The organism is Acidovorax sp. IB03 (assembly GCF_016406015.1).
Classification (GTDB): Bacteria; Pseudomonadota; Gammaproteobacteria; order Burkholderiales; family Burkholderiaceae_C; genus Acidovorax; species Acidovorax temperans.
This window is the reverse complement of the sequence record NZ_JAEFCH010000016.1, coordinates 13642-35628: the sequence shown is the minus strand read 5'-3', so window position 1 is coordinate 35628 and position 21987 is coordinate 13642. Positions and strand designations below refer to the sequence as shown.

Annotated in this window: 20 protein-coding genes and 1 pseudogene; 14 read left to right on the top strand and 7 right to left on the bottom strand. The window is 65.1% G+C overall.

Translation table 11 applies throughout. The features are described 5' to 3' along the window. The first annotated feature begins 159 nt into the window (after window positions 1-159). The 3 genes from dacB (at window position 160) to IHV84_RS10925 (ending at window position 3393) form a co-directional block, all read left to right on the top strand. Complete coding sequence (gene dacB, locus IHV84_RS10935) at window positions 160-1533, top strand: D-alanyl-D-alanine carboxypeptidase/D-alanyl-D-alanine-endopeptidase (RefSeq protein WP_198846917.1); 1374 nt, start codon at window positions 160-162, stop codon at window positions 1531-1533. 173 nt (window positions 1534-1706) lie between these two features. After that, window positions 1707-1976 (top strand): SemiSWEET transporter, encoded by a 270-nt coding sequence (locus IHV84_RS10930; RefSeq protein WP_198846873.1) that lies wholly within the window; start codon window positions 1707-1709, stop codon window positions 1974-1976. Between the two features lie 118 nt (window positions 1977-2094). Next, entirely contained in the window at window positions 2095-3393 is a 1299-nt protein-coding gene (locus tag IHV84_RS10925; RefSeq protein WP_198846872.1) for a lipase family protein, read from the top strand. Between the two features lie 124 nt (window positions 3394-3517). On the opposite strand, the gene IHV84_RS10920 is transcribed toward IHV84_RS10925, so the two are convergent. The 4 genes from IHV84_RS10920 to purE all read right to left on the bottom strand — a co-directional run bounded on the left by IHV84_RS10920 (window position 3518) and on the right by purE (window position 7366). Then, a complete protein-coding gene (locus IHV84_RS10920; RefSeq protein WP_198846871.1) occupies window positions 3518-4471 on the bottom strand; it encodes an SGNH/GDSL hydrolase family protein in 954 nt (317 codons plus the stop codon). Between the two features lie 215 nt (window positions 4472-4686). After that, window positions 4687-5703, bottom strand: coding sequence for an L-threonylcarbamoyladenylate synthase (locus IHV84_RS10915; protein WP_198846870.1), 1017 nt, complete (start codon window positions 5701-5703; stop codon window positions 4687-4689). A gap of 2 nt (window positions 5704-5705) precedes the next feature. Then, on the bottom strand, window positions 5706-6875 hold the full coding sequence (locus tag IHV84_RS10910; RefSeq protein ID WP_198846869.1) for a 5-(carboxyamino)imidazole ribonucleotide synthase: 1170 nt from the start codon (window positions 6873-6875) through the stop codon (window positions 5706-5708). Further along, window positions 6872-7366, bottom strand: a complete 495-nt coding sequence (gene purE, locus IHV84_RS10905) for a 5-(carboxyamino)imidazole ribonucleotide mutase (protein WP_198846868.1) — start codon at window positions 7364-7366, stop codon at window positions 6872-6874. Before purE ends, IHV84_RS10910 begins: the two co-directional genes overlap by 4 nt. A 163-nt stretch (window positions 7367-7529) precedes the next feature. Here purE and trxA point away from each other — a divergent pair, with 163 nt between their 5' ends. Then, window positions 7530-8486: a thioredoxin gene (gene trxA / locus IHV84_RS10900; RefSeq protein ID WP_198846867.1), complete on the top strand. Its 957-nt coding sequence runs from the start codon at window positions 7530-7532 to the stop codon at window positions 8484-8486. Window positions 8487-8671: 185 nt separating this feature from the next. Here the strand turns inward: trxA and IHV84_RS10895 are convergent, their stop codons facing one another. Further along, entirely contained in the window at window positions 8672-9592 is a 921-nt protein-coding gene (locus tag IHV84_RS10895; RefSeq protein ID WP_044399082.1) for a phosphoribosylaminoimidazolesuccinocarboxamide synthase, read from the bottom strand. A 411-nt stretch (window positions 9593-10003) separates the two neighbouring features. On the opposite strand from IHV84_RS10895, the gene hpf reads away from it, so the two are divergent. The 3 genes from hpf to hprK all read left to right on the top strand — a co-directional run bounded on the left by hpf (window position 10004) and on the right by hprK (window position 11930). Further along, the gene (gene hpf, locus IHV84_RS10890) at window positions 10004-10339 is read left to right on the top strand and encodes a ribosome hibernation-promoting factor, HPF/YfiA family (RefSeq protein ID WP_044399058.1); all 336 of its coding nucleotides are present in this window, start codon (window positions 10004-10006) and stop codon (window positions 10337-10339) included. Between the two features lie 115 nt (window positions 10340-10454). Next, window positions 10455-10922, top strand: a complete 468-nt coding sequence (locus tag IHV84_RS10885; RefSeq protein WP_198846866.1) for a PTS sugar transporter subunit IIA — start codon at window positions 10455-10457, stop codon at window positions 10920-10922. Between the two features lie 51 nt (window positions 10923-10973). Further along, window positions 10974-11930, top strand: coding sequence for an HPr(Ser) kinase/phosphatase (gene hprK, locus IHV84_RS10880; protein ID WP_044399060.1), 957 nt, complete (start codon window positions 10974-10976; stop codon window positions 11928-11930). Between the two features lie 52 nt (window positions 11931-11982). Here hprK and fur read toward each other — a convergent pair whose 3' ends face one another. Beyond that, window positions 11983-12399 (bottom strand): ferric iron uptake transcriptional regulator, encoded by a 417-nt coding sequence (gene fur / locus IHV84_RS10875; RefSeq protein WP_198846865.1) that lies wholly within the window; start codon window positions 12397-12399, stop codon window positions 11983-11985. A 97-nt stretch (window positions 12400-12496) separates the two neighbouring features. On the opposite strand from fur, the gene IHV84_RS10870 reads away from it, so the two are divergent. The 6 genes from IHV84_RS10870 (at window position 12497) to lptE (ending at window position 18679) form a co-directional block, all read left to right on the top strand. Continuing rightward, window positions 12497-13063, top strand: coding sequence for an outer membrane protein assembly factor BamE (locus tag IHV84_RS10870; RefSeq protein ID WP_044399064.1), 567 nt, complete (start codon window positions 12497-12499; stop codon window positions 13061-13063). Window positions 13064-13185: 122 nt separating this feature from the next. Continuing rightward, a complete protein-coding gene (dapB, locus tag IHV84_RS10865) occupies window positions 13186-14031 on the top strand; it encodes a 4-hydroxy-tetrahydrodipicolinate reductase (RefSeq protein WP_198846864.1) in 846 nt (281 codons plus the stop codon). Between the two features lie 14 nt (window positions 14032-14045). Continuing rightward, a complete protein-coding gene (locus IHV84_RS10860; RefSeq protein ID WP_198846863.1) occupies window positions 14046-14768 on the top strand; it encodes a MotA/TolQ/ExbB proton channel family protein in 723 nt (240 codons plus the stop codon). Then, complete coding sequence (locus IHV84_RS10855) at window positions 14765-15193, top strand: biopolymer transporter ExbD (protein ID WP_198846862.1); 429 nt, start codon at window positions 14765-14767, stop codon at window positions 15191-15193. The genes IHV84_RS10860 and IHV84_RS10855 overlap by 4 nt, the downstream gene beginning before the upstream one ends. Window positions 15194-15434: 241 nt before the next feature. Further along, window positions 15435-18173 carry a leucine--tRNA ligase gene (gene leuS, locus IHV84_RS10850; RefSeq protein ID WP_198846861.1) on the top strand — a complete coding sequence of 913 codons (2739 nt, stop codon included), beginning with the start codon at window positions 15435-15437 and terminating at the stop codon, window positions 18171-18173. A 2-nt stretch (window positions 18174-18175) separates the two neighbouring features. After that, window positions 18176-18679, top strand: a complete 504-nt coding sequence (gene lptE / locus IHV84_RS10845) for an LPS assembly lipoprotein LptE (RefSeq protein ID WP_198846860.1) — start codon at window positions 18176-18178, stop codon at window positions 18677-18679. Between the two features lie 106 nt (window positions 18680-18785). Here lptE and rocF read toward each other — a convergent pair whose 3' ends face one another. Continuing rightward, window positions 18786-19751, bottom strand: coding sequence for an arginase (gene rocF, locus IHV84_RS10840; protein WP_198846859.1), 966 nt, complete (start codon window positions 19749-19751; stop codon window positions 18786-18788). A gap of 540 nt (window positions 19752-20291) precedes the next feature. On the opposite strand from rocF, the pseudogene IHV84_RS10835 reads away from it, so the two are divergent. Beyond that, window positions 20292-21980, top strand: a pseudogene (locus IHV84_RS10835) (methyl-accepting chemotaxis protein). Window positions 21981-21987: the final 7 nt, after the last annotated feature.

Here is a 21987-nt window from a genome sequence, read left to right as displayed (position 1 = left end):
CCTAGACTCTCCGGTATGTGGAATTTTTCTGTCTCGGGGTTTCTTGCCCCCCTCGCGCCTTGGGCTCTTTTGCGGAACGGCAGTTTGCCGGTCATCCCCCCCGCGCGAGTGCGTGCCTGGGTGGGGTCTGTGGGGCTGGCCGTGGGGCTGTGCGGGGCGATGCCCGCCAGTGCGCAGCCTGCCGGTGCGCCGCCCCTGCCGCCGGAGGTGGAAGCCGCCCTGGCCCGCGCCAAGCTGCCGCGCGAATCCTTGAGCGTGCTGGTGGCCGATGCGCAGGGCGGTGCACGCACGCCGCCCCGGCTGGCGCACCGGGCGCAGGTGCCCGTCAACCCGGCCTCGGTGATGAAACTCGTCACCACCTATGCAGCGCTGGAACAGCTCGGCCCGGCCTACACCTGGAGCACGCCGGTGTTTGTGGAGGGGGCGGTACAGGGTGGCAGCCTCAAGGGCAATGTCTACATCCAGGGCCAGGGCGACCCCAAGCTGGTGGTGGAGCGCCTGTGGCTGCTGATGCGGCGCCTGCAGGCGCAGGGCATTCAGGTCATCGTGGGCGACATCGTGCTCGACCGCTCTGCCTTTGATGTGCCCGAGCAAGACCCCGGCCGTTTCGATGGCGAGCCCTTGCGCCCCTACAACGCATCGCCCGATGCGCTGCTGCTCAACTACAAGTCCAGCGTGATGACCTTTGTGCCCGACGCGTCTGCCGGGCTTGCCCACATCCAGTACGACCCGCCGCTGGCCGGGGTGCAGCGCCCGGCCACGGTGGCTTTGGCCCCGCCGGGGGCAGACTGCGGCGACTGGCGCGGTGCCTTGCGCGCGGAATTGAACGACCCGCTCAAAGTCGTCTTCCAGGGGGCTTACCCCGCCGCCTGCGGCGAGCGGGTCTGGCCCGTGGCCTACCCCGCGCCGCGGGAGTTTGCCGCCCGCGCGGTGGAGGGCATGTGGCGCGAGCTGGGGGGCAAGCTCACCGGCAGCGTGCGTGAAGGAAAGGTGCCCGCGGGGCTCAAGCCCGCGTTTGTCAGCACCTCGCCCGCGCTGGCCGAGGTGGTGCGCGACGTGAACAAGTACAGCAACAACGTCATGGCGCAGCATGTTTTTCTGACCCTGGCGCGCCAGAAAAACGGCGTGGCCACGCTGGACGGTGCCCGTGAAACCCTGCGCCAGTGGTGGCAGGCCCGCTTTGCCGATGTGGACGCCCCCGCGCCCGACAACGGCGCGGGCCTGAGCCGCGATGCCCGCATCACCGCCCAGGCGCTGGCGCGCATGTTGCAGGCCGCCTGGGCCTCGCCCGTCATGCCCGAGCTGGTGGCTTCGCTGCCCATTGCGGGGGTGGACGGCACGCTGCGCCGCAGCCAGAGCCGCAGTGCCGCCCACCTCAAAACCGGCAGCCTGCGTGACGTGATGGCCGTGGCCGGATATGTGCACGCGCAAAGCGGGCGCCGCTACGTGCTGGTGGCCATCGTCAACCACCCCAATGCCAATGCGGCCCGGCCCGTGCTGGACGCCCTGACGGATTGGGCTGCCAAGGATTGATTGCTATTAAATCAATAGCTGCTGGCGGCTTCACCGATTGGGTTGGTGTCACTTTTTATTCAAAATCGCGATGGGACGACGCCTTTGGCTGTCACGCTGGCATTCCACCCACACGCGTTGCACCCCGCCGCTGTTTCTTTATCCCCCACCCTGTCTTTCCTCCGAAAGCCCCCATGCCCTCGACCGAGCTGATTGGCTACCTTGCCGCCACGTTGACCACCTGCAGCTTTGTGCCCCAGGCCTGGCACACCTTCCGCACCCGCGATGTCAGTGGCATCTCGCTGGGCATGTACAGCGTCTTCACCACCGGGGTGGCGTTGTGGCTGGCTTATGGCATCGCCTTGCAGGCCTGGCCCATCGTGGTGGCCAATGCCATCACGCTGCTGCTGGCCAGCACCATCCTGGGTATGAAGCTGCGTTTTCGCCGCACGCCCGGCGGCTGAGCACGCCTCTGTCGCCTACGCGTCATGAAGGGCGGGGGTGCCGCGTTATCCCCTATGGATGCTGCACCGCAGGTGCGCGCACCATGCCTTCCTTTCTGGTCATCCACGAGGGATTTTCATGACACTGTTTCGCCTTTCCTGTGTGGCGGCTGCGGCCGCGTTGCTGGTCGCCTGTGGCGGCTCTGACGATTCCGTTCGCGGTGAGTTGATTGATCCGCCCGCCGTGGTCACCACCCTCACGGCCGCGCAGATCGACGCCACCACCGCAGCCAGCGGCCTGCAGGCCCTGAGTGGCAAGGCCAAGTGTGATGTGAAGGTGGTGGCGCTGAACTACCGCACGCCAGGCGCCAAAGAAGGCGAGATGAGCAACGCATCGGGCGTCATGCTGGTGCCCGGCGGCATGTGCTCGTCGGCCGCGCCGCTGGTGGCCAACGCCCGGGGCACCGAGGTGCTCAAAACCCGTACCCTGGCCAACCCGCAAGACGGCGAAACCTTCCTGCTGGCCGCCATGTACGCCGCCCAGGGCTATGCCGTGGTCGCCACCGACTACCTGGGCTATGCCAAGTCCACTTACGCGTTCCATCCCTATCTGCACGCTGATTCGCAGGCCACCACCGTCATCGACTCGGTGCGTGCTGCCCGCAACGCCGCCGATGCAGTGGGCGCCAAACTCTCGGGCAAGGTGATGTTCACCGGCTATTCGCAAGGCGGCCACGCCTCCATGGCGGCCCACCGCGCGGCTGAGCGTGACCACGCCGGCGAGTTCAATGTGGTGGCGGGCGCGCATTTGGCGGGGCCTTACAACCTGTCGGGCTCGTTGCAGGTCACGGAGGCGATCGCCGGGTACCAGTTCTTTGTGCCCATGATCGTGACCTCCTGGCAAAAGGTCTACGGCAACATCTACGGCAGCCCGTCCGAAGCCTTCAAGGCTCCCTACGCCAGCTACATCGAAAACCTGCTGCCCAACCCCACGTTGACCACCACGACCCTGATCACGTCGGGCAACCTGCCGGGCGGCACGCCGAACCAGGCCCGCGACGCGCTGTTCCAGCCCGCCTTCCTGACCGGGGCCCAGCAAGGCGGCAACAACCCGCTGTACCAGGCGGGCAAGAAGAACGACCTGCTCGGCTGGACGCCCAAAGCCCGTGTGCTGCTGTGCGGTGGCGCGGGTGACCCTACCGTGCCGCCTGCCGTGCACCAGGTGGTCATGAAGGCCGACTTTGACAAGCGCGGCGTAACCAACGTCACCTCGGTGGATGTGGATGCCGCCATTCAGGCCACCTACGGCCCTGATGGAAAAGCGCCGACCGATCCCACCTCGGCCGCCTTCGCCACCTATTACGGCAACTACCACGGCCGCTATGAGCCACCGCTGTGCCATGCCCAGGCGCGCGGCCTGTTCGACACGGTCAAGTAATCTGCCGCCACACCGCACGCTGCCACGATCAAGCGTGCGGGCAACAAAAAACCGACCCTGGGGTCGGTTTTTTTGTTGGAGGCCTGGGCCTGCCCAAAGGGCAGTGCCAGGCAGGCTGCGCGGCTTACCAGCGCGAACGCAGGCGGTCGTAAGCGTAGGTGCCAAACTGGCGTTGCGCCGAAGGCGTCAGGTACACCGAGTCTGCAAAAGCGTACTTGTCCTGGTTGGCGCTGGCCAGCAGGGTGGAGGTGGTGCACAGCGCAGAGTTCACCTTGCCCGCGCCAATGCCGATGCCGTCGGTAGCGTCCACCGACGTGCACACGGCCTTGGTGGCGTTTTCAAAGCCGTAGGCCGATGGGCTGCTGGTGTACAGGTTCACGTAGTAGGCCAGGTCCACGTACAGCACGTTGGCGCCCAGGTCCACGATGCCCACGAGCAGGCCTTCGTTGAAGGCGCTGCTGGCCGAGTTCAGCACGGTGGTGCGGCCAATGTCGGTGGCCCAGGGGGTCTTGCTCAGGTCATAGGTGCCAGCCACCACAACGTACTTGGCGCCTGCGTTCACCAGACGGCGAATCTGCGCAGCGAAATCGGTACCCGCCTGGCGCGAGGCCGTGATCATCTGCTCTGTGGTCATGGTGCCAGCGTTCACGGCGGCCATGTTGGCAATCACATCGCTGATGCCGCCGTTGATCATCACCAGGTCATCGCCCGTGAAGGTGTTGCTGGCCAGGAAGCTGTCGATCTGCTCTTTCACCGTCAGCGTGGTGTTGCTGCCAGCGGCATCGGGCTTGGCCACGATGCGGGCATTGCCTGCGGCGTAGCTCTTGCCGCCAGCCGAAGAGGCGGCGAGGGTCTTGCCATAGCCCGAAGCCACCTGCAGTGTCCAGTTGTTGACCGAGCCGTCGTTGACGGTGTAGCGCGTGCCCTTTTGGCCCACATCGCTCATGCCATCGCCGAAAGCAATCATGCGCTGCGGCGAGATGGCCGATTCGGTGGTGCTGGAACCGCAAGCCGCGAGCAGCGCTGCCGACGCACAGGCGGCGACCATCAAGCTGCGGCGCATCCAATTTGCTGCCATGTATTTCTCCAAAAAAGTGGGGGGTAGTTTAACGATGCCGAGTCAACGCATGTAAAGCGATTTCGGGAACCATACTTGCAATATTCGTGTTTCGGATCCGCGAGCTTTGCCACTGGCACTGTCGAGGCCAGCGGCCGCCGCGCAAGGGCCGCCCCGCCGCGCTGGCGGCGTCCCCCTGGGGGGAAGTCGCGAAGCGGCTCAGGGGGGCTTCCAATCTATGCTGCCGCGGCGCGCTGCAGCCGGTCGCGCACACCTTCCCATTCAGGGGTGGCGGGCGGGGTTTCAATCCAGATCAGCTTCACGCCCTGGTCATCAAACGCGCGCAGCGCCGCGAACAGTTGCTGGGCGGCTGCGCTGGCGTCATCGGGCATGCGGCGCATGACCAGCTTGGACGACGGGGTGCGCAGCGCAGCGCGGGCATACACGGCAATGTGGGCGGCTTCGGCGCCCAGCAGGTCCAGCCCGGTTTGCAGGGCCTTGGCGTCCATCAGCCGCACCTTCGCAGCCGGGGCGTAGTGCGCCTCCAGCGTGCCCGAGGCGCGCGGGGTGTGGCTGGGCAGGTCTTCTTTGGACAGCGGCACCATGCCGCAAGCCTGCTGGATCTGCTCGCGCGTGATGGCGCCTGGGCGCAGCAGCACGGGCACGCCCCGCGTGCAATCGACGATGGTGCTTTCAATGCCCACCTGGCACGGGCCGCCGTCGAGCACCAGCAGGGCCTCGCCCAATTCGTCCTGCACATGCTGGGCGGTGGTGGGGCTCACGCGGCCAAAGCGGTTGGCGCTGGGCGCGGCCACGCCCCACACGGGGGCATCACCGGGCACGGCCGCATCAGCCGGTGCAGCGCAGGCCACCAGCAGCGCGTGCGCCACCGGGTGGGCCGGGCAGCGCAGGCCCACGCTGTCTTGCCCGCCCGTGGCGGCGGTGGCCACGCCAGGCAGGCGTGGCAGGATGAGCGTGAGCGGGCCGGGCCAGAACGCATCGACCAGTTTTTGCGCAAACGCGGGCACGTCGCTGGCAAAGTGGGCAATGCCTGCGGCGTCGGCTACGTGCACGATCAGCGGGTGGTCGCTGGGGCGGCCCTTGGCTGCAAAAATCTGCGCCACGGCAGCGTCGCTGCTGGCATCGGCGGCCAGGCCGTACACGGTTTCGGTGGGCAGGCCCAGCAGCGCGCCGCTGCGCAGGGCGCGTGCGGCGGTGGCGATGGCCGAAGGATCGTTGCCGTCAAGGATCATGGTCAGAACGCGTCAATGCCCAGCAGGGCTGCCGCCTTCAGGGCGGTTGCGCGCGCTGCTTCGGGCGTGGCGGCGGTGATGTTCAGGTGCCCCATCTTGCGGCCGCGCTTGGCGTCGCGCTTGCCGTACAGGTGCAGGTGGGTGCCGGGCAGGGCCAGTACCTGTGCCCAGGGCGGGGTCTGCGCCGCCTCGCCGTGGGCAAACCACAGGTCGCCCAGCAGATTCAGCATGACGGCGGCGCTGTGCTGGCGCGGCTGCGTGAGCGGCAGGCGTGCCATGGTGCGCACCTGCAACTCAAACTGCGACACGTCGCAGGCGTTCTGGCTGTAGTGGCCACTGTTGTGGGGGCGCGGCGCAATTTCGTTGACCACCAGGCTGCCGTCTTGCAGCACAAAGAACTCCACGCACAGCACGCCCACATACTGCAGGCCTTCTGCTACAGATTTTGCAGCTGCTACCGCTTGTGCAGCAAGCGCTGGAGGCAGATTCCCTTCATAAACCTCGGTCACCGCCAGAATGCCATCGCGGTGCAGGTTGCGCTGCACGGGCAGGTGCACCATGGCGCCGTCCGCGCCGCGCGCCACGATCACGGAGCATTCGAGCTGCAGGGGCAGCATCTTCTCCAGCACGCAGGGTACTTGGCCGACGGAATCCCAGGCAGCGGCCAGCTCGGCGGGCGTCTTCACGCGCACCTGGCCCTTGCCGTCGTAGCCCATGCGGGCGGTTTTCAAAATGCCGGGCAGCAGGTCGGGCGATACCGCGGCCAGTTGTTCGGCCGTCTCAATCACCGCATAGGGCGCGCAGGGCACGCCGCAGGCCACAAAGTGCGCCTTCTCGCGTGCGCGGTCTTGCGCTACCGACACGGCACTGGCGGCGGGCGACACGGGCCGTTGCGCGGCCAGGGCCGCGAGCGCGGCGGCGGGCACGTTTTCAAATTCGGTCGTCACCGCATCGGCCACGCGGGCCAGCTCAGCCAGGCCCTGCGGGTCTTCGTAACCGGTCTGGATGTGGTGGTGGCTCACCAGCCCGGCGGGGCTGGTCGGGTCGGCATCCAGCACGGCGGTGAAGTAACCCATGGCTTGCGCCTGGTGCACAAACATGCGGCCTAGCTGGCCGCCGCCCAGCACGCCCAGGGTGGATCCGGGAAGCAAGGGTTGCATGGCGGCGCTCATGCGGCGGGTGGCAAGGTCATGTTGCGGGCCACTTCCGTCTGCTCGGCGCGGAAGGCTTCCAGGCGCTGGCGCAGTTCGGGGCTCTCGCTGGCGAGCAGGGCCACGGCAAACAGGGCGGCGTTGGCTGCACCTGCGGTGCCGATGGCAAACGTGGCCACGGGAATGCCCTTGGGCATTTGCACAATGCTGTGCAGCGAGTCCACACCCTGCAGGTGGCGGCTGGCCACGGGCACGCCCAGCACCGGCACGGTGGTCTTGGCGGCGATCATGCCGGGCAGGTGGGCAGCACCGCCCGCACCGGCGATGATGGCCTTCAGGCCCCGGCCTGCAGCGGCTTCGGCGTAGGCAAACATGTCGTCGGGCATGCGGTGGGCCGAGACCACGCGGGCCTCGTGTGCAATGCCGAACTGCTCAAGAATTTGCACTGCGTGCTGCATGGTGTCCCAGTCGCTGCTGGAACCCATGACGACGCCGATCTGGATGGATTTCATGGTGTGTGGGGGTGGCGCTGCGGCCGCATGGCGCAGCCGCTCGCAATGGATGGAACCCGCGATTTTACTTTTTGCGTCCCCCCACGGCACATCCGGTCACAGGCTTGGGCCAAAATAGCGCGAACTCGCCTTTGAAAGGGCCCTGCCGGCCCGCTTTTTGCCCATGATCGACATCACCGTAGAGAATTTTGAAACCGAGGTGGTTGCCGCCTCGATGACCGTGCCCGTGCTGGTGGACTTCTGGGCGCCTTGGTGCGGCCCCTGCAAGTCGCTGGGCCCGGTGCTGGAAAAGCTCGAAGTGGAATACGCGGGCCGCTTCAAGCTGGCCAAGATCGACTCGGACCAGCAGCAGCAACTGGCCGCCATGTTCGGCATCCGCAGCATTCCCACCTGCGTGCTGCTCAAGAACGGCCAGCCCGTGGACGGATTCATGGGCGCACAACCCGAGGGCCAGGTGCGGGCCTTCCTCGACAAGCATGTACCCAGCGAGGGTGCGCTGGAGGCCGAGGCCGATGTGGACGAGGCCCACGAACTGCTGGAGTCTGGCGACACCCAGGCCGCGCTTTCCAAGATGGCCGATGCCCTGGCTGCAGACCCCACCAACGACGACGCCCGCTTTGACTACGTGCGCCTGCTGATTGCCACCGGCGGCTACGAAGAGGCCGATGCCCTGCTGCAGGAACCCCTCAAGCGCATTCCCCAGCCGCTGCGCTTCGATGCGCTGTGGCGCTGGCTCGATGCCCTGCAGTTCGTGCAGAACGATGACCGGGGCAACTGGCCGCTGGAGCAATTTGACGCCCTGATTGCCCAGAACAAGCGCGACTTCGACACCCGCTTTGCCAAGGCCCGCGTGCTCATGGCCGAGGGCGAATGGGCGGCGGCCATGGAAGAGCTGCTGGAAATCATCATGCGCGACAAGACCTGGAACGCCGAGGCACCGCGCAAGACCTATGTGGCCATTCTGGAGCTGCTCACTCCGCCCCAGCCCAAGCCCGACCCCACCGCGGCTGGCAAGACGGCTGCGGGCATTGAACTGGTGGGCAAGACCACTGTGGAGCAGGACGAAACCACGGCCATGCTCAACGCCTACCGCCGCAAGCTGAGCATGGCGCTGAACTGAGACCCTGCGGCCTGGTCCGCGCGCTCACAAAAAAAGGAGGCATCGCCTCCTTTTTTGTTGCCGGTTTTCAGCGTGCTGGTGCTATGAAATCAGAAGCGGCTTGCGCTTGTTGGTAGCTATATTCCAATAGAAATCGGCCACGAAGTCACGCCAGTAAAGCGCAAGATGCTATCAATTAATGAGTATCAGGCGGTGAGGCGCTCCAGCGCCTCGCGGTACTTGGCCGCCGTTTTTGCGATCACTTCCTGGGGTAGGCGTGGCGCGGGGGCGGTTTTGTCCCAAGGCTTGCCGTTCACCTTGGCCTGCTCCAGCCAGTCGCGCACAAACTGCTTGTCGTAGCTGGGGGGGTTGGCACCAGCGGCCAAGGCGGCTTCGTAGCCTTCCACGGGCCAGTAGCGTGAGCTGTCGGGGGTCAGCACCTCGTCCATCAGCACCAGCGTGCCATCGGGGGCCAGGCCAAACTCGAACTTGGTGTCGGCAATGATCATGCCCTTGGTCAGCGCAATCTCGGCCGCTGCCTTGTAGATGGCGATGCTCAGGTCGCGGATGCGGGTGGCCAGGTCCAGGCCAATCATCTCCACGGTGCGCTCGAAGGTGATGTTCTCGTCGTGCTCACCCACGGCTGCCTTGGCAGCGGGCGTGTAGATGGGCTCGGGCAGCTTGGCCGCGTTGGTCAGGCCTTCGGGCAGCGGCACGCCGCAGACCGAGCGGCTTTCCTGGTATTCCTTCCAGCCGCTGCCAGCCAGGTAACCGCGCACCACGGCCTCCACCGGGATGGGCTTCAAGCGCTGCACCAGCATCGAGCGGCCGCGCACCTGGGCCACTTCCTCGGGCTTGACCACGCTTTCCGGGGCATCGCCTGTCAGGTGGTTGGGGCAGATGTGGCCGAGCTTGTCGAACCAGAACAGGGCCATCTGCGTGAGCAGCTCGCCCTTGCCGGGGATGGGCTCGCCCATGATCACGTCAAAGGCCGAGAGGCGGTCGCTGGCGACCATGAGGATGCGGTCGTCGCCCACGGCGTAGTTGTCACGCACCTTGCCGCGAGCCAGCAGGGGCAGCGATGTGAGGGCAGAGGTGTGCAGGGCGGGGTTGCTGGGCTGGGTCATGGTTTCGATGGTGGCAATCAACGCGCCAGGAACGTGGCGTACGAAGGCAAGGCAAGCTCGCGGGCGCCCAGAGGGCTGGCATCGCAAGCGGCCAGATTTTACGCGGCTTGCCTGCTCTCGCGGCTGCAGTGGCGCGCGGGCTGTGTGGGGTGGGGTGTTGGGGGGAGGATGCGTGACTACGCGAGTGGTCGGCGGCATGGTGCAGTTTTGAGCCGACTTCAGCATTGTGCGGGGTTTTTTGGCGTTTGGCACCTTGGGCCTGATAACCCGGTACAGCACAGCGGAATGGGATTGCATTTCAGACGGTGCAGAGGCATAGTGAACTCACGCCAACGGATGCATCCAGTTCGCCGGGCCGCCACTCTGATCCAGTGCGGCATATGTTTCACCGAGAGCACAGGAGACCTATTTATGAATCTGACGATCAGCGGGCACCACCTCGAAGTTACCCCTGCCTTGCGCAATTACGTCACCACCAAGCTCGATCGGATCACTCGCCACTTTGACCAGGTGGTGGACGTCAAGGTACTGCTGACAGTAGAGAAACAGAAGGAGAAGGAAAAGCGCCAACGTGCTGAATGCAACATCCACGTCAAAGGCAATGATTTGTTTGCAGAAAGCGCCCATTCAGACCTGTACGCTGCTGTGGATGAACTCGTAGACAAGCTGGACCGCCAAGTGGTACGCCACAAGGATCGCCTGCAAGACCACCACCATGAAGCTGTGAAGCGTGAGTTGCAAGTCTGACGACACTGCCTGATTGGCATTCGCACGGCAACCGCCCCCTGGGGGCGGTTTTTTTGTGGGCCACGTTCCGTTACTCAGGGTTTTTGCCAGTGTGTGCATAATTGTTACTGTGACCATGAACCGACTCGCCTCTATCCTCCCCGCCGCTCAAGTCCTTGTGAGCGTGGACGCCACCAGCAAAAAGCGTGCTTTTGAAGAAGCGGGGCTGCTCTTCGAGAGCCAGCACGGGCTTTCGCGGGCGCTCATCACAGACAGCCTGTTTGCCCGGGAGCGATTGGGATCGACAGGACTCGGACATGGTGTGGCCATTCCCCACGGGCGCATCAAGGGGCTGAAGGCGCCCATGGCGGCGGTATTTCAGCTGCTGCAGCCCATCGGGTTTGATGCGCCGGACGAAATGCCGGTCAGCCTGCTGATCTTTTTGCTGGTGCCAGAAGCTGCCACACAAAAGCACCTGGAAATCCTCTCTGAAATTGCCGAGCTGCTCAGTGATGCCAGCTTGCGCGAGCGCCTCAAAGCTTCGGCAGATGCTGCCGAGTTGCACGGCATGATTGCAGGCTGGCAGTCCACCCAGGCTGCCTGACATCGCCGGTCTGAACGGCGTGTTTTTTGTTCCACCCAACGCCCTCACGCCGTGAAACCTAACGTAGTCAGCGCTGACGTACTGTTTGAAGAATTCCGTGCTTCCCTGAAATGGGAATGGGTGGCTGGCCTGGGGGCGTCAGAGCGCCGCTTCGATGAAGTGGCCGTGCGTTCTGCCCGCTCGGGTGCAGACCTGGTGGGTTACCTCAACTACATCCACCCTTATCGCGTGCAGATTCTGGGCGAGCGCGAGATTGCGTATCTCAGCAACGCATCGCCCGACGACTGCAAGCGCCGCATTGCCCGCATCGTGACCCTGGAACCGCCGGTGCTGGTGCTGGCAGACAACCAGGTTGCGCCCGACGCCCTGGTGTCCATGTGCGAGCGCGCGCAGATTCCGATGTTCTCCACGCACGAGTCGTCGGCGTTCGTCATCGATGTGCTGCGTGCCTACCTGTCCAAGCACTTTGCTGATCGCACCACCATGCACGGCGTGTTCATGGACATTCTGGGCCTGGGCGTGATGATCACGGGCGAATCCGGCCTGGGCAAGAGCGAGCTGGGCCTGGAGTTGATATCGCGCGGCAACGGCCTGGTGGCTGACGATGCGGTGGATCTGTACCGCATCAACCAGACCACCATCGAAGGCAAGTGCCCCGAGCTGCTGCAGAACCTGCTGGAAGTGCGCGGCATTGGCCTCCTGGACATCCGCGCCATCTTTGGTGAAACCGCCGTGCGCCGCAAGATGCGCCTCAAGCTCATCGTGCATCTGGTGCGCAAGGAAACGCTGGAGCGCGACTACGAGCGCCTGCCCTACGAGCCGCTCACCCAGGACGTGCTGGGCGTGCCCGTGCTGAAGGTGGTCATTCAGGTGGTGGCAGGGCGCAACATTGCGGTGCTGGTGGAGGCTGCAGTGCGCAACACCATCTTGCAGTTGCGCGGTATTGATACCTACCAGGAATTTGTGGATCGCCACCGCCGTGCCATGGAGCGCGACAGTGGGGGCTGAGTCCGCCTTTTGACGCCGCGCTGCCGTCGTGGCGTTTTGGTGTCGTTGGCGCTTACTTGCCAGCGCAATTGGCGCACTGGCCGTACAGCGCCATGGTGTGGTCTTCCACCACCCAGCCCTTGTTTTTCGCAATCAGCTGCTGGCGCTTTTCAATTTCAGCATCGTAAAACTCTTCCACTTTGCCGCAGGACGTGCACACAAAGTGGTCGTGATGCTGGCCCTCGTTGAGCTCGTACACCGCCTTGCCGCTTTCAAAGTTGCTGCGGATCAGGATGCCTGCCTGCTCAAACTGGGTGAGCACGCGGTACACCGTGGCCAAGCCAATGTCCGAGCGTTCTTCCAGCAGCACGCGAAACACGTCTTCCGCCGTCATGTGGCGCTGCACGCCTTTTTGGAAGATCTCCATGATCTTCAGGCGAGGCAGGGTGGCTTTGAGTCCCGTGCTCTTGAGTTCGTCGATATTGGTCATGGGTGGAGGCTCCTTGCGGTTGCGGGGGAATGGGCCCGCCCATGCGAGGGGAGGCTGCCGCTACAATGGTTTGATCATATCCTTTGCCCTTTTCCCCATGCCAGACCAAGCCTGTTGCAACGCCCGCCTGGGCCGCATTCTTTGGGTCAGCGCCGCAGTCGCTGTCCTGGCGGGATGTGGCAGCTTCGACGGTGCCAGCCGTCGTGTGGCCAACGCAATCACTCCCTACAAGATCGACATCGTCCAAGGCAACTTCGTGTCGCGCGAGCAGGTGCAAGCGCTGCAGCCGGGCATGAGCCGCCAGCAGGTGCGCGAGATCCTGGGCACGCCCCTGGTGACGAGCGTGTTCCATGGTGATCGCTGGGAGTACGTGTTCACCATCAAGCGCCCATCTTCTGAAATGGAATCGCGCAAGCTCACCGTGTTCTTCCAGGGGGATACGCTGGCGCGCTTCGAGGGCGACGAGATGCCCTCTGAAACCGAATTCGTCGCCACCCTGGGATCGCACAAAGGCAAGCCCAAGGTGCCTTCGCTGGAGGCCACTGAAGCCCAGCTGGCCCGCTACCCCGCCCGCAAGGCAGAGGCGGCCGCTGCACCCGCAGCGCCAGCGCCCTCAGCACCCACGCCCGGCCGCTACCCGCCCCTGGAATCGTCCTCACGCTGAGTTGCGGGGCGCATACCCCGCCCATGATGGTGGGGTAAGTTTTTACGGCGGGCGCGCGGCAGCGCCATGCGCGCGAGGCGCACGCTGATTTCTTGGCTGACCCCCTTTTTTGCAGGATCGACATGTCTGTGAACACCACCGCCGCTGCGGCGTCTTCTTCCACCCCCTGCCGCGTTGCGGTGGCTGGCGCATCGGGCCGCATGGGCCGCATGCTGATCGAAGCAATCCGTGCCAGCGATGATTGCGTGCTGGCTGGCGCGCTGGACGTGCCCTCCAGCCCAGGCATTGGCTCTGACGCCTGCGCGTTCCTTGGCTACGCCAGCGGCGTGACCATCACCGCCGACCTGAAGGCGGGCCTGCAAAACGCCGATGTGCTGATCGACTTCACCCGCCCCGAAGGCACCTTGGCCCACATGGCCGTGTGCGCGGAGCTGGGGGTGAAGGCCGTCATTGGCACCACCGGTTTTACCGATGCACAAAAGGCTGAACTCGACGCTTTTGCGCAGCGCACGGCCATCATGTTCTCGCCCAACATGAGCGTTGGCGTGAATGTGACGCTCAAGCTGCTGCAGATGGCTGCCAAGGCCATGTCCACAGGGTACGACATCGAGATCATCGAAGCGCACCACCGCCACAAGGTCGATGCGCCCTCGGGCACGGCCCTCAAAATGGGCGAAGTGATTGCCGAAGCGCTGGGCCGCGATTTGAAGGATTGCGCCGTGTACGCCCGCGAAGGCGTGACGGGCGAGCGCGATCCCTCCAGCATTGGTTTTGCCACCATCCGTGGTGGCGACATCGTGGGCGACCACACGGTGCTGTTTGCCGGCATTGGCGAGCGCATCGAGGTCACGCACAAGTCCTCCAGCCGTGCCACGTATGCACAGGGTGCTTTGCGCGCCGTGCGCTTCCTGGCAGCCCACAAGACCGGCATGTTCGACATGTTCGACGTGCTCAACCTCAAGAACTGACGCAGGCCCACGCCATGGACGCCCTTCACTGGTGGCTCCAGGGAGATGCGGTGACCCAGGGCGCCGCCGTGGTGCTGCTGGCCATGTCGGTGGCCAGCTGGGTGGTCATGCTCTGGAAGGCCCGTCTGGTGTTGCGCGCGGGCGGCGATGTGGCGCGCTGCACAGCCGCTGTCTGGCAGTCGCCCTCGCTCGATGTGGCCGCCCAGCGGTTGGCCGCGCTGGATTCGCAGGCGCTGGTGGCACCGCTGGTGGCGGCCGCGCAAGGGGTGGTCCAGCCCTCTGCGGCCTCTGTGGGCACTACGCTGGCTGCCGCCGGGCCTTTGTCGCAGCAGCTCACGCGCGTGCTGCGCGATGCCTTGCACGGCGTGCTGGGCCGCCTGCAATACGGGCAGGTGCTGCTGGCCACCGTGGGTGCCACGGCTCCGTTTGTGGGCCTGCTGGGCACGGTGTGGGGCATCTACCATGCGCTCACGGCGCTGGGTGGAGGTGGGCAGGTCACCATCGACCGCCTCTCAGGTCCCGTGGGCGAGGCCCTGGTCATGACTGCGGCCGGGCTGGCGGTGGCCATTCCGGCGGTGCTGGCCTATAACGTATTTGGCCGCTTGATTGGCCGCATCGAGGCCGACCTGGAAGGCTTTGCGCTCGACCTGCGCGAGCTGCTGGCGGGCACGCCCCCGGCCCAGCGTGAAGGCGTGGAAGGCCGTGAGCTGCGCGGCCCAGAAGGCGCGAACGTATGAGCTTCGGCCGGCTGGAACGCACCACGGGCGCCCAGCCCATGAGCGACATCAACATGACCCCGCTGGTGGACGTGATGCTGGTGCTGGTGGTCATCTTCATCCTGACGGCGCCGTTGCTGGCCAGCTCCATCCGCCTTGACTTGCCCCAGGCCGAAGGCACCGGCCCCGCTGCGGCCCCTGAATTTGTGACCGTGGTGGTGGATGCCACGGGCCAGGCCTATCTGGATGACCAGCCCCTGTCGCAAGCCGCGCTCGCCGTGCGCCTGCAACGCATTGGCGCGGCCCAGCCCGCCACCGAAGTGCAATTGCGCGCCGACGCCACCGTGCCTTATGGCCGCGTGGTCGAAATCATGGGTGCCGCCCATGAAGCGGGGCTGCAGCGTATCGGCTTCGTGGCCGAGCCTGCCAAGGTCAGCGCCCCGTAGTGGTTGGTTGATTTGCTATTGAATTAATAGCTGCTAGCGCTTGTGGATAAAGCGCTGCAGGCCGATTTGATTGCAAATGCTCAGGCTTTCGCGCGTGGCGTGATCGCTGGGCTTGGCGGTGGCAGCCCCCACGCCGCACTGGCGCAGTGCGGTTTGGCACGGCGCTGGCCGCTGCACCGCCTAAAATCCATCGATTGCGGCCCAGGGTGGGCCTGCTCCGTCCTCTCACCTTCAAGCTCCCATGCAAGACAAATACTCCCACCAAGAGGTTGAACGCGCCGCGCACAGCCACTGGACTGCCCGCGACGCCTACCGCGTGACGGAAGACACCAGCAAGAAGAAGTTCTACGCCTGCTCCATGCTGCCGTACCCCAGCGGCAAGCTGCACATGGGCCACGTGCGCAACTACACGATCAACGACATGCTCACGCGCTACCTGCGCATGAACGGCTACAACGTCTTGATGCCCATGGGCTGGGATGCCTTCGGCCTGCCCGCTGAGAACGCCGCGCTCAAGAACGGCGTGCCACCGGCCAAGTGGACGTACGAAAACATCGCGTACATGAAGAAGCAGATGCAGGCCATGGGCCTGGCCATCGACTGGAGCCGCGAGGTGGCCACCTGCGACCCCGAGTACTACAAGTGGAACCAGTGGCTGTTCCTGAAGATGCTGGAAAAGGGCATCGCCTACCGCAAGACCCAGGTCGTGAACTGGGACCCGGTGGACCAGACCGTGCTGGCCAACGAGCAGGTGATTGACGGCAAGGGCTGGCGCACCGGTGCCGTAGTCGAGAAGCGCGAGATTCCTGGCTACTACCTCAAGATCACCGACTACGCCGAAGAACTGCTCGACTTCGTGACCGGCGACAAGCTGCCCGGCTGGCCCGAGCGCGTGAAGCTGATGCAGGAGAACTGGATCGGCAAGAGCGAAGGCGTGCGTTTTGCCTTCACCCACGACATCCAAGGCGATGACGGCAAGCTGATCGGCGACGGCAAGATGTACGTGTTCACCACGCGTGCCGACACCATCATGGGCGTGACCTTCTGCGCCGTGGCGCCCGAGCACCCGCTGGCCACCCACGCCGCCAAGAGCAATCCGGCTCTCGCTGCGTTCATCGAGGAATGCAAGACCGGTGGCACCACCGAAGCTGAGCTGGCCACGCAAGAGAAAAAGGGCGTGCCCACGGGCCTGTACGTCACCCATCCGCTGACCGGCGAAAAGGTGCAGGTGTGGGTCGGCAACTACGTGCTGATGGGCTATGGCGATGGCGCCGTGATGGGCGTGCCCGCACACGACGAGCGCGACTTTGCGTTCGCCCTGAAGTACGGCATCGAGATCAAGCAAGTGGTGCTGGTCGATGGCGAGACGTTCAACTACCACCAGTGGCAGGACTGGTACGGCCTGAAAGACGAGTCCGGGCAGCGCGGCATTGTGACCATCAACTCCGACAGCTTCAGCGGCCTGAGCTACAAGGAAGCGGTGAACGCCGTGGCCCATGCGCTGGAGCAAAAGGGCCTGGGTGAGAAGAAGACCACCTGGCGCCTGCGCGACTGGGGCGTGAGCCGCCAGCGCTACTGGGGCACACCCATCCCCATCATCCACTGCGACGAGCACGGCGCCGTGCCCGTGCCCGAAAAAGACCTGCCCGTGGTGCTGCCGCAAGACTGCATCCCCGACGGCTCGGGCAACCCGCTGCACAAGCACGAAGGCTTCCACGCGGGCGTGACCTGCCCCGTGTGTGGTAAGGCTGCCCGCCGCGAGACGGACACCATGGACACGTTCGTGGACAGCTCGTGGTACTTCATGCGGTATTGCGACCCCAAGAATGCCGAGGCGATGGTGGCCGGCGGCACCGCCTACTGGATGCGGGACCAGCAACATGCCACTGGCGGCAGCGGCATGGACCAGTACATCGGCGGCATTGAACATGCCATCCTGCACCTGCTGTACGCCCGCTTCTGGACCAAGGTCATGCGCGACCTGGGCCTGGTCAAGGTCGATGAGCCCTTCACCAAGCTGCTCACGCAGGGCATGGTGCTCAACCACATCTACAGCCGCCGCACCGCCAAGGGCGGCAAGGACTATTTCTGGCCGCACGACGTGGAGCATGTGCTGGACGAAGGCGGCAAGATCATCGGCGCCAAGCTGAAGAACGAAGCCACCAGCGGCGACGGCCTGCTGCCCGTGGGCACTCCCATCGACTACGAGGGCGTGGGCACCATGTCCAAGTCCAAGAACAACGGCGTGGACCCGCAGGACCTGATCGAGAAGTACGGCGCGGACACGGCCCGCCTGTACACCATGTTCACCGCTCCGCCCGAAGCCACGCTGGAGTGGAACGACGCGGCCGTGGAAGGCAGCTACCGCTTCCTGCGCCGCGTGTGGAACTTTGGCGTCAAGCTCGCGGGGATTGACCGCGAGGCCGCCATCGCCAGCGTGGTGGGCGCCAAGAGTCTGCAGGACGTGCAGTTTGGCAAGGAAGCCAAGGCGTTGCGCCTGGAGATCCACAACGTGCTCAAGCAGGTGGATTACGACTACCAGCGCATGCAGTACAACACCGTGGTGTCGGGCGCGATGAAGATGATCAACGCGCTGGAAGACTTCAAGGCCATGGATTCTGCCGGTGCACAGGTGGCGCTGATCGAAGGCTTTGGCATTTTGCTGCGTTGCCTCTACCCCGCCACGCCCCACATCGCCCACAGCCTGTGGACGGGCCTGGGCTACGCCGGTACGCTGGGCGACTTGCTGGATGCGCCCTGGCCGCAGGTGGATGCTGGCGCCCTGGTGCAGGACGAGATCGAGCTCATGCTGCAGGTCAACGGCAAGCTGCGTGGCTCCATCCACGTGCCCGCCCAGGCCGACAAGACCGAGATCGAACGCATTGCGCTGGCCAGCGAAGCCTTTGCCGCCCACAGCGGTGGCGCGGCCCCCAAGCGCGTCATCGTCGTGCCGGGTCGTCTGGTCAACGTGGTGGTGTAAGCATGCACAAGCGCACCTTGCTCGGACTGGTCCCGGCGGCTGTGCTGGCGGGCTGCGGTTTTCGCCTGCGGGGCGTGCCGGAGTTTTCGTTCTCGTCGCTGTACATCGCCGCGCCCACTACGTCGGCACTGGCTCGCGAGCTGCAGCGCACGCTGGAGGGCTCGGGCAGCCCGCTCAAGGTGCTGCGCAACGCCACCGATCTGCCTTCTGCGCAGGCCGTGATCGACATCCTGTCGGAGCAGCGCGAGCGCATCGTGGTGGGCCAGAACGCCTCGGGCCAGGTGCGCGAGCTGCAACTGCGCCTGAAGGTGAAGTTCCGCCTGCGCACCGCGGCCGGGGTGGAGATGATTCCCGAGACCGAAATCCAGCAGCAGCGCGACATGAGCTACAACGAAACCCTGGCGCTGTCGAAAGAGGCGGAAGAAGCCCTGCAGTACCGCAACATGCAGACCGACATCGTGCAGCAGTTGCTGCGGCGCCTGTCGGTGGCCAGATTGCCGATGTAAGCACGAAATCGCCCTGTGGGGCTTATGAATCAAGCGCTGGCAGCTATTGAAAATATAGCGCCAGTGCTTTTTTCTGGGCGCTGAGCAGGCCGCTGGCCCTGCGCCATCAAAACGGCCGCGTGCGCATCAGCGTGCTCTTGCCAAACAGCGACTCCACCAGGTCCACCGCCAGCACGGCGGTCTTGTTGCGCACGTCCAGCGCGGGGTTCAGCTCCACGATGTCGAGCGAGGCCAGGCGGCCGCTGTCGGCAATCATCTCCATGCACAGCTGCGCCTCGCGGTAGGTGGGGCCGCCGGGCACGGTGGTGCCTACGCCGGGGGCAATGTCGGGGTCCAGAAAGTCCACGTCAAAGCTCACATGCAGGTGGGTGTCGGCGTCCATGCCCGCCAGGGCGCGCTCCATCACCTGGCGCATGCCCACCTCGTCAATGGCGCGCATGTCAAACACTTCCAGGCCCTGCTCGTGCACAAAGCGCTTTTCGCCCTCGTCCACGCTGCGAATGCCGATCTGACGGATTTGCGAAGGGTGCAGCGCCGGGCCGCCGCCGGGCATGGCGGCCAGCTGCGTCAGCTCGGCCGGGCCAAAGCCACACAGGCAGGCCACGGGCATGCCGTGCACATTGCCGCTGGGCGTCAGCGCGCTGGTGTTGAAGTCGGCATGGGCATCCAGCCACAGCACGCGCAGCTTTTTGCCGCTTTCGGCGCAGTGGCGGGCCACGGCGCTGATGCTGCCCAGGCCCAGACTGTGGTCGCCACCCAGCAAGATGGGCAGGTGGCCCTGTTGCAACTCGGCATACACAGCGCCATACACCAGCCGGTTCCACTGCACCACCTCGGGCAGGTGGCGGTAGCCATCCACCGGGGGCTGCCAGGGGTTGGAAGGGCCGCTCAGGTTGCCCCGGTCCAGCACCTGCAGCCCGTGCAGCTCCAGCGCCGCCTGCAAGCCCGCCACACGCAGGGCCTCGGGGCCCATGGATGCGCCGCGTGCGCCGGCGCCAATGTCGGTGGGCGCGCCAATCAGGCTGCAAGGCGGGAGGCTTCGGGGCAGGGTGGCGGGCAGGTCGTGGGTCATGTCTGTGGGGTGGAAGGTGATGGTTGGGTGAGTGTGGCAGGCACACCGGGCTGGCACAACGGCGTTGCCCCGGCCTCGAGCGTTCGAACCCTGGCCCCGCGTGCGGTGGCCTGGAGAGCACACCATGCCTTCAATGACAAGCAGGCGACAGCCAGTGCTGAAGCGGTGAAAAGCCAGGGGTTCTAATCACACCACGGGTGATTTGCAGGATTTTGTGCCAGCGCGGCGCCAGTGAAAAGACAGCGGGTTGAGCATTTGGCGCGGTGTTTTCTGCAAATTGATAGATGCAACTGAGCAAATCGACCGTGCAAGCGTGGCGTCACGGAGGGTTGTAACATTCATGTAACCATCGCAGCCCTGGGGGCTTGCGGGTTACCACGGAGACAACCGATCCGCTTCAGTGCGCACACTGCGGAGACTGGTTTTTGTAATCAGATGTGTCGGCCATGGGCTGGCTGGTTATCCATTTAGAGGCAGAAGAATACGCAGCGCGACAACATTCGCGTTTCGCGCAAGCTCTGGTTTGCGTTTTTGGGGTTGATGGTGGCCATGGCGTTGGTGTCGGGCATTGCGCAAAACCGCGGCAACACCACCATGGCGCGCGCCATGGATGCCGTGGTGGACATCGACACCCGTGTGGTGGCAGCCGTGCGCTGGCGCGGCGGCACCGAAACGGCGGTGAACATGATCATGGGCGGCGCCGTGACCACCGACGCCGTGCTGGCACAGCAGTACGACGCGCGGGTGAAGGAAATCATCGGCAACATCAACAAGATTCAGGAAACCATCGTGGCAGGCGCAACCGCCCCCGAGGAAAAAGCCGCCATCGACAAGGTGGTGGCCGAGCGCAAGCTGGTGCTCCAAGCTGTGGCCAAGACCTGGGAGCTCAAGGGCGCGGGCGATGCGGTGGAAACCCAGCGCTTTGCCGACGAGCAGCTCACCCCCATGGTGGCGCGCTACCTCAAGGCGCAAGACGAATTCATCGCCTAGCTGGAACGCCGCCGTGATGTCGTGCGCGAAGAGGCCACGGCCCAGCGCATTCGCTCGGGCGTGATCAGCACGCTGACCGCGCTGGTCGTGTTTTCTGCGGGCGCGCTGCTGGCCTGGCTGCTGGTGCGCTCCATCACCGCGCCCCTGCAGCAAGCGGTGGACACCGCCCACGCCATCGCCGCAGGCGACCTGACCCGCGAGCTGCAAACCAGCCGCAAAGACGAACTCGGCCAGATGCTGCGCGCCCTCAATGACATGTCGGCCCGCCTGCGCGGCGTGGTGAGCGAGGTGCGCCAGGGCGTGGACTCGGTCTCCAGCGCCTCTATCCAGATTGCCAACGGCAACCACGACCTCTCGGCCCGCACCGAACAAACCGCCGCCAATCTGGAAGAAACCGCATCCAGCATGGAGGAGCTGACGGCCACCGTCACCCAGTCGGCCGACACCGCCCGCCAGGCCAACCAGCTGGCCGGCACCGCCGCCCAGGCCGCAGCCCGTGGCGGCGAAGTGGTGGGCCAGGTGGTCACCAGCATGCAGCAGATCACCGAAAGCTCGCGCAAGATCAGCGACATCATTGGCGTCATTGACTCCATCGCCTTCCAGACCAACATCCTGGCGCTGAACGCCGCCGTGGAAGCTGCCCGCGCTGGCGAGCAAGGCCGTGGCTTTGCCGTGGTGGCCAGCGAAGTACGCAGTCTGGCCGGCCGCAGTGCCGAAGCCGCCAAGGAAATCAAGACCCTCATCAACCAGTCGGTCGAAAACGTCGAAAGCGGCTCCGCCCAGGTGGCCCAGGCCGGGCAAAGCATGGAAGAGATCGTTTCCAGCGTGCGCCGCGTGAGCGACCTGATTGGCGAAATCACCGCCTCTTCCACCGAACAACGCGACGGCATCAGCCAAGTCAACCAGGCTGTGGCCAACCTCGACCAGATGACGCAGCAAAACGCTGCGCTGGTGGAAGAGTCCACCGCCGCCGCAGCCTCCATGCGCGACCAGGCGCAGCGCCTGGCCGAAGTGGTGAGCGTGTTCAACGTGGGCGCCACCAGCGCCCTCAGCGCCGCTCCGGCCCCCCGGCCTGCAGCGGCCCCCGCGCCGCGCTTTGCCTCGGCACCGGCCAAGCCTGCGGTGGCGGCCCGCCCCAAGCCCGCCCCCGCCGCCAAGCTGGCCCACAGCGCCAAGCCCGCAGCCCCTGCACCTGCGCCTGCGGCCAAGGGCAGTGACGATGATTGGGAAAGCTTCTGAACATCGA

Excerpts from the sequence above, each read along its gene's own strand:
- dacB (WP_198846917.1), top strand. The coding sequence starts at position 160 with ATGCCCGCCAGTGCGCAGCCTGCCGGTGCGCCGCCCCTGCCGCCGGAG.
- IHV84_RS10930 (WP_198846873.1), top strand. The coding sequence starts at position 1,707 with ATGCCCTCGACCGAGCTGATTGGCTACCTTGCCGCCACGTTGACCACC.
- IHV84_RS10925 (WP_198846872.1), top strand. The coding sequence starts at position 2,095 with ATGACACTGTTTCGCCTTTCCTGTGTGGCGGCTGCGGCCGCGTTGCTG.
- IHV84_RS10920 (WP_198846871.1), bottom strand. The coding sequence starts at position 4,471 with ATGGCAGCAAATTGGATGCGCCGCAGCTTGATGGTCGCCGCCTGTGCG.
- IHV84_RS10915 (WP_198846870.1), bottom strand. The coding sequence starts at position 5,703 with ATGATCCTTGACGGCAACGATCCTTCGGCCATCGCCACCGCCGCACGC.
- IHV84_RS10910 (WP_198846869.1), bottom strand. The coding sequence starts at position 6,875 with ATGAGCGCCGCCATGCAACCCTTGCTTCCCGGATCCACCCTGGGCGTG.
- purE (WP_198846868.1), bottom strand. The coding sequence starts at position 7,366 with ATGAAATCCATCCAGATCGGCGTCGTCATGGGTTCCAGCAGCGACTGG.
- trxA (WP_198846867.1), top strand. The coding sequence starts at position 7,530 with ATGATCGACATCACCGTAGAGAATTTTGAAACCGAGGTGGTTGCCGCC.
- IHV84_RS10895 (WP_044399082.1), bottom strand. The coding sequence starts at position 9,592 with ATGACCCAGCCCAGCAACCCCGCCCTGCACACCTCTGCCCTCACATCG.
- hpf (WP_044399058.1), top strand. The coding sequence starts at position 10,004 with ATGAATCTGACGATCAGCGGGCACCACCTCGAAGTTACCCCTGCCTTG.
- IHV84_RS10885 (WP_198846866.1), top strand. The coding sequence starts at position 10,455 with ATGAACCGACTCGCCTCTATCCTCCCCGCCGCTCAAGTCCTTGTGAGC.
- fur (WP_198846865.1), bottom strand. The coding sequence starts at position 12,399 with ATGACCAATATCGACGAACTCAAGAGCACGGGACTCAAAGCCACCCTG.
- IHV84_RS10870 (WP_044399064.1), top strand. The coding sequence starts at position 12,497 with ATGCCAGACCAAGCCTGTTGCAACGCCCGCCTGGGCCGCATTCTTTGG.
- dapB (WP_198846864.1), top strand. The coding sequence starts at position 13,186 with ATGTCTGTGAACACCACCGCCGCTGCGGCGTCTTCTTCCACCCCCTGC.
- IHV84_RS10860 (WP_198846863.1), top strand. The coding sequence starts at position 14,046 with ATGGACGCCCTTCACTGGTGGCTCCAGGGAGATGCGGTGACCCAGGGC.
- IHV84_RS10855 (WP_198846862.1), top strand. The coding sequence starts at position 14,765 with ATGAGCTTCGGCCGGCTGGAACGCACCACGGGCGCCCAGCCCATGAGC.
- leuS (WP_198846861.1), top strand. The coding sequence starts at position 15,435 with ATGCAAGACAAATACTCCCACCAAGAGGTTGAACGCGCCGCGCACAGC.
- lptE (WP_198846860.1), top strand. The coding sequence starts at position 18,176 with ATGCACAAGCGCACCTTGCTCGGACTGGTCCCGGCGGCTGTGCTGGCG.
- rocF (WP_198846859.1), bottom strand. The coding sequence starts at position 19,751 with ATGACCCACGACCTGCCCGCCACCCTGCCCCGAAGCCTCCCGCCTTGC.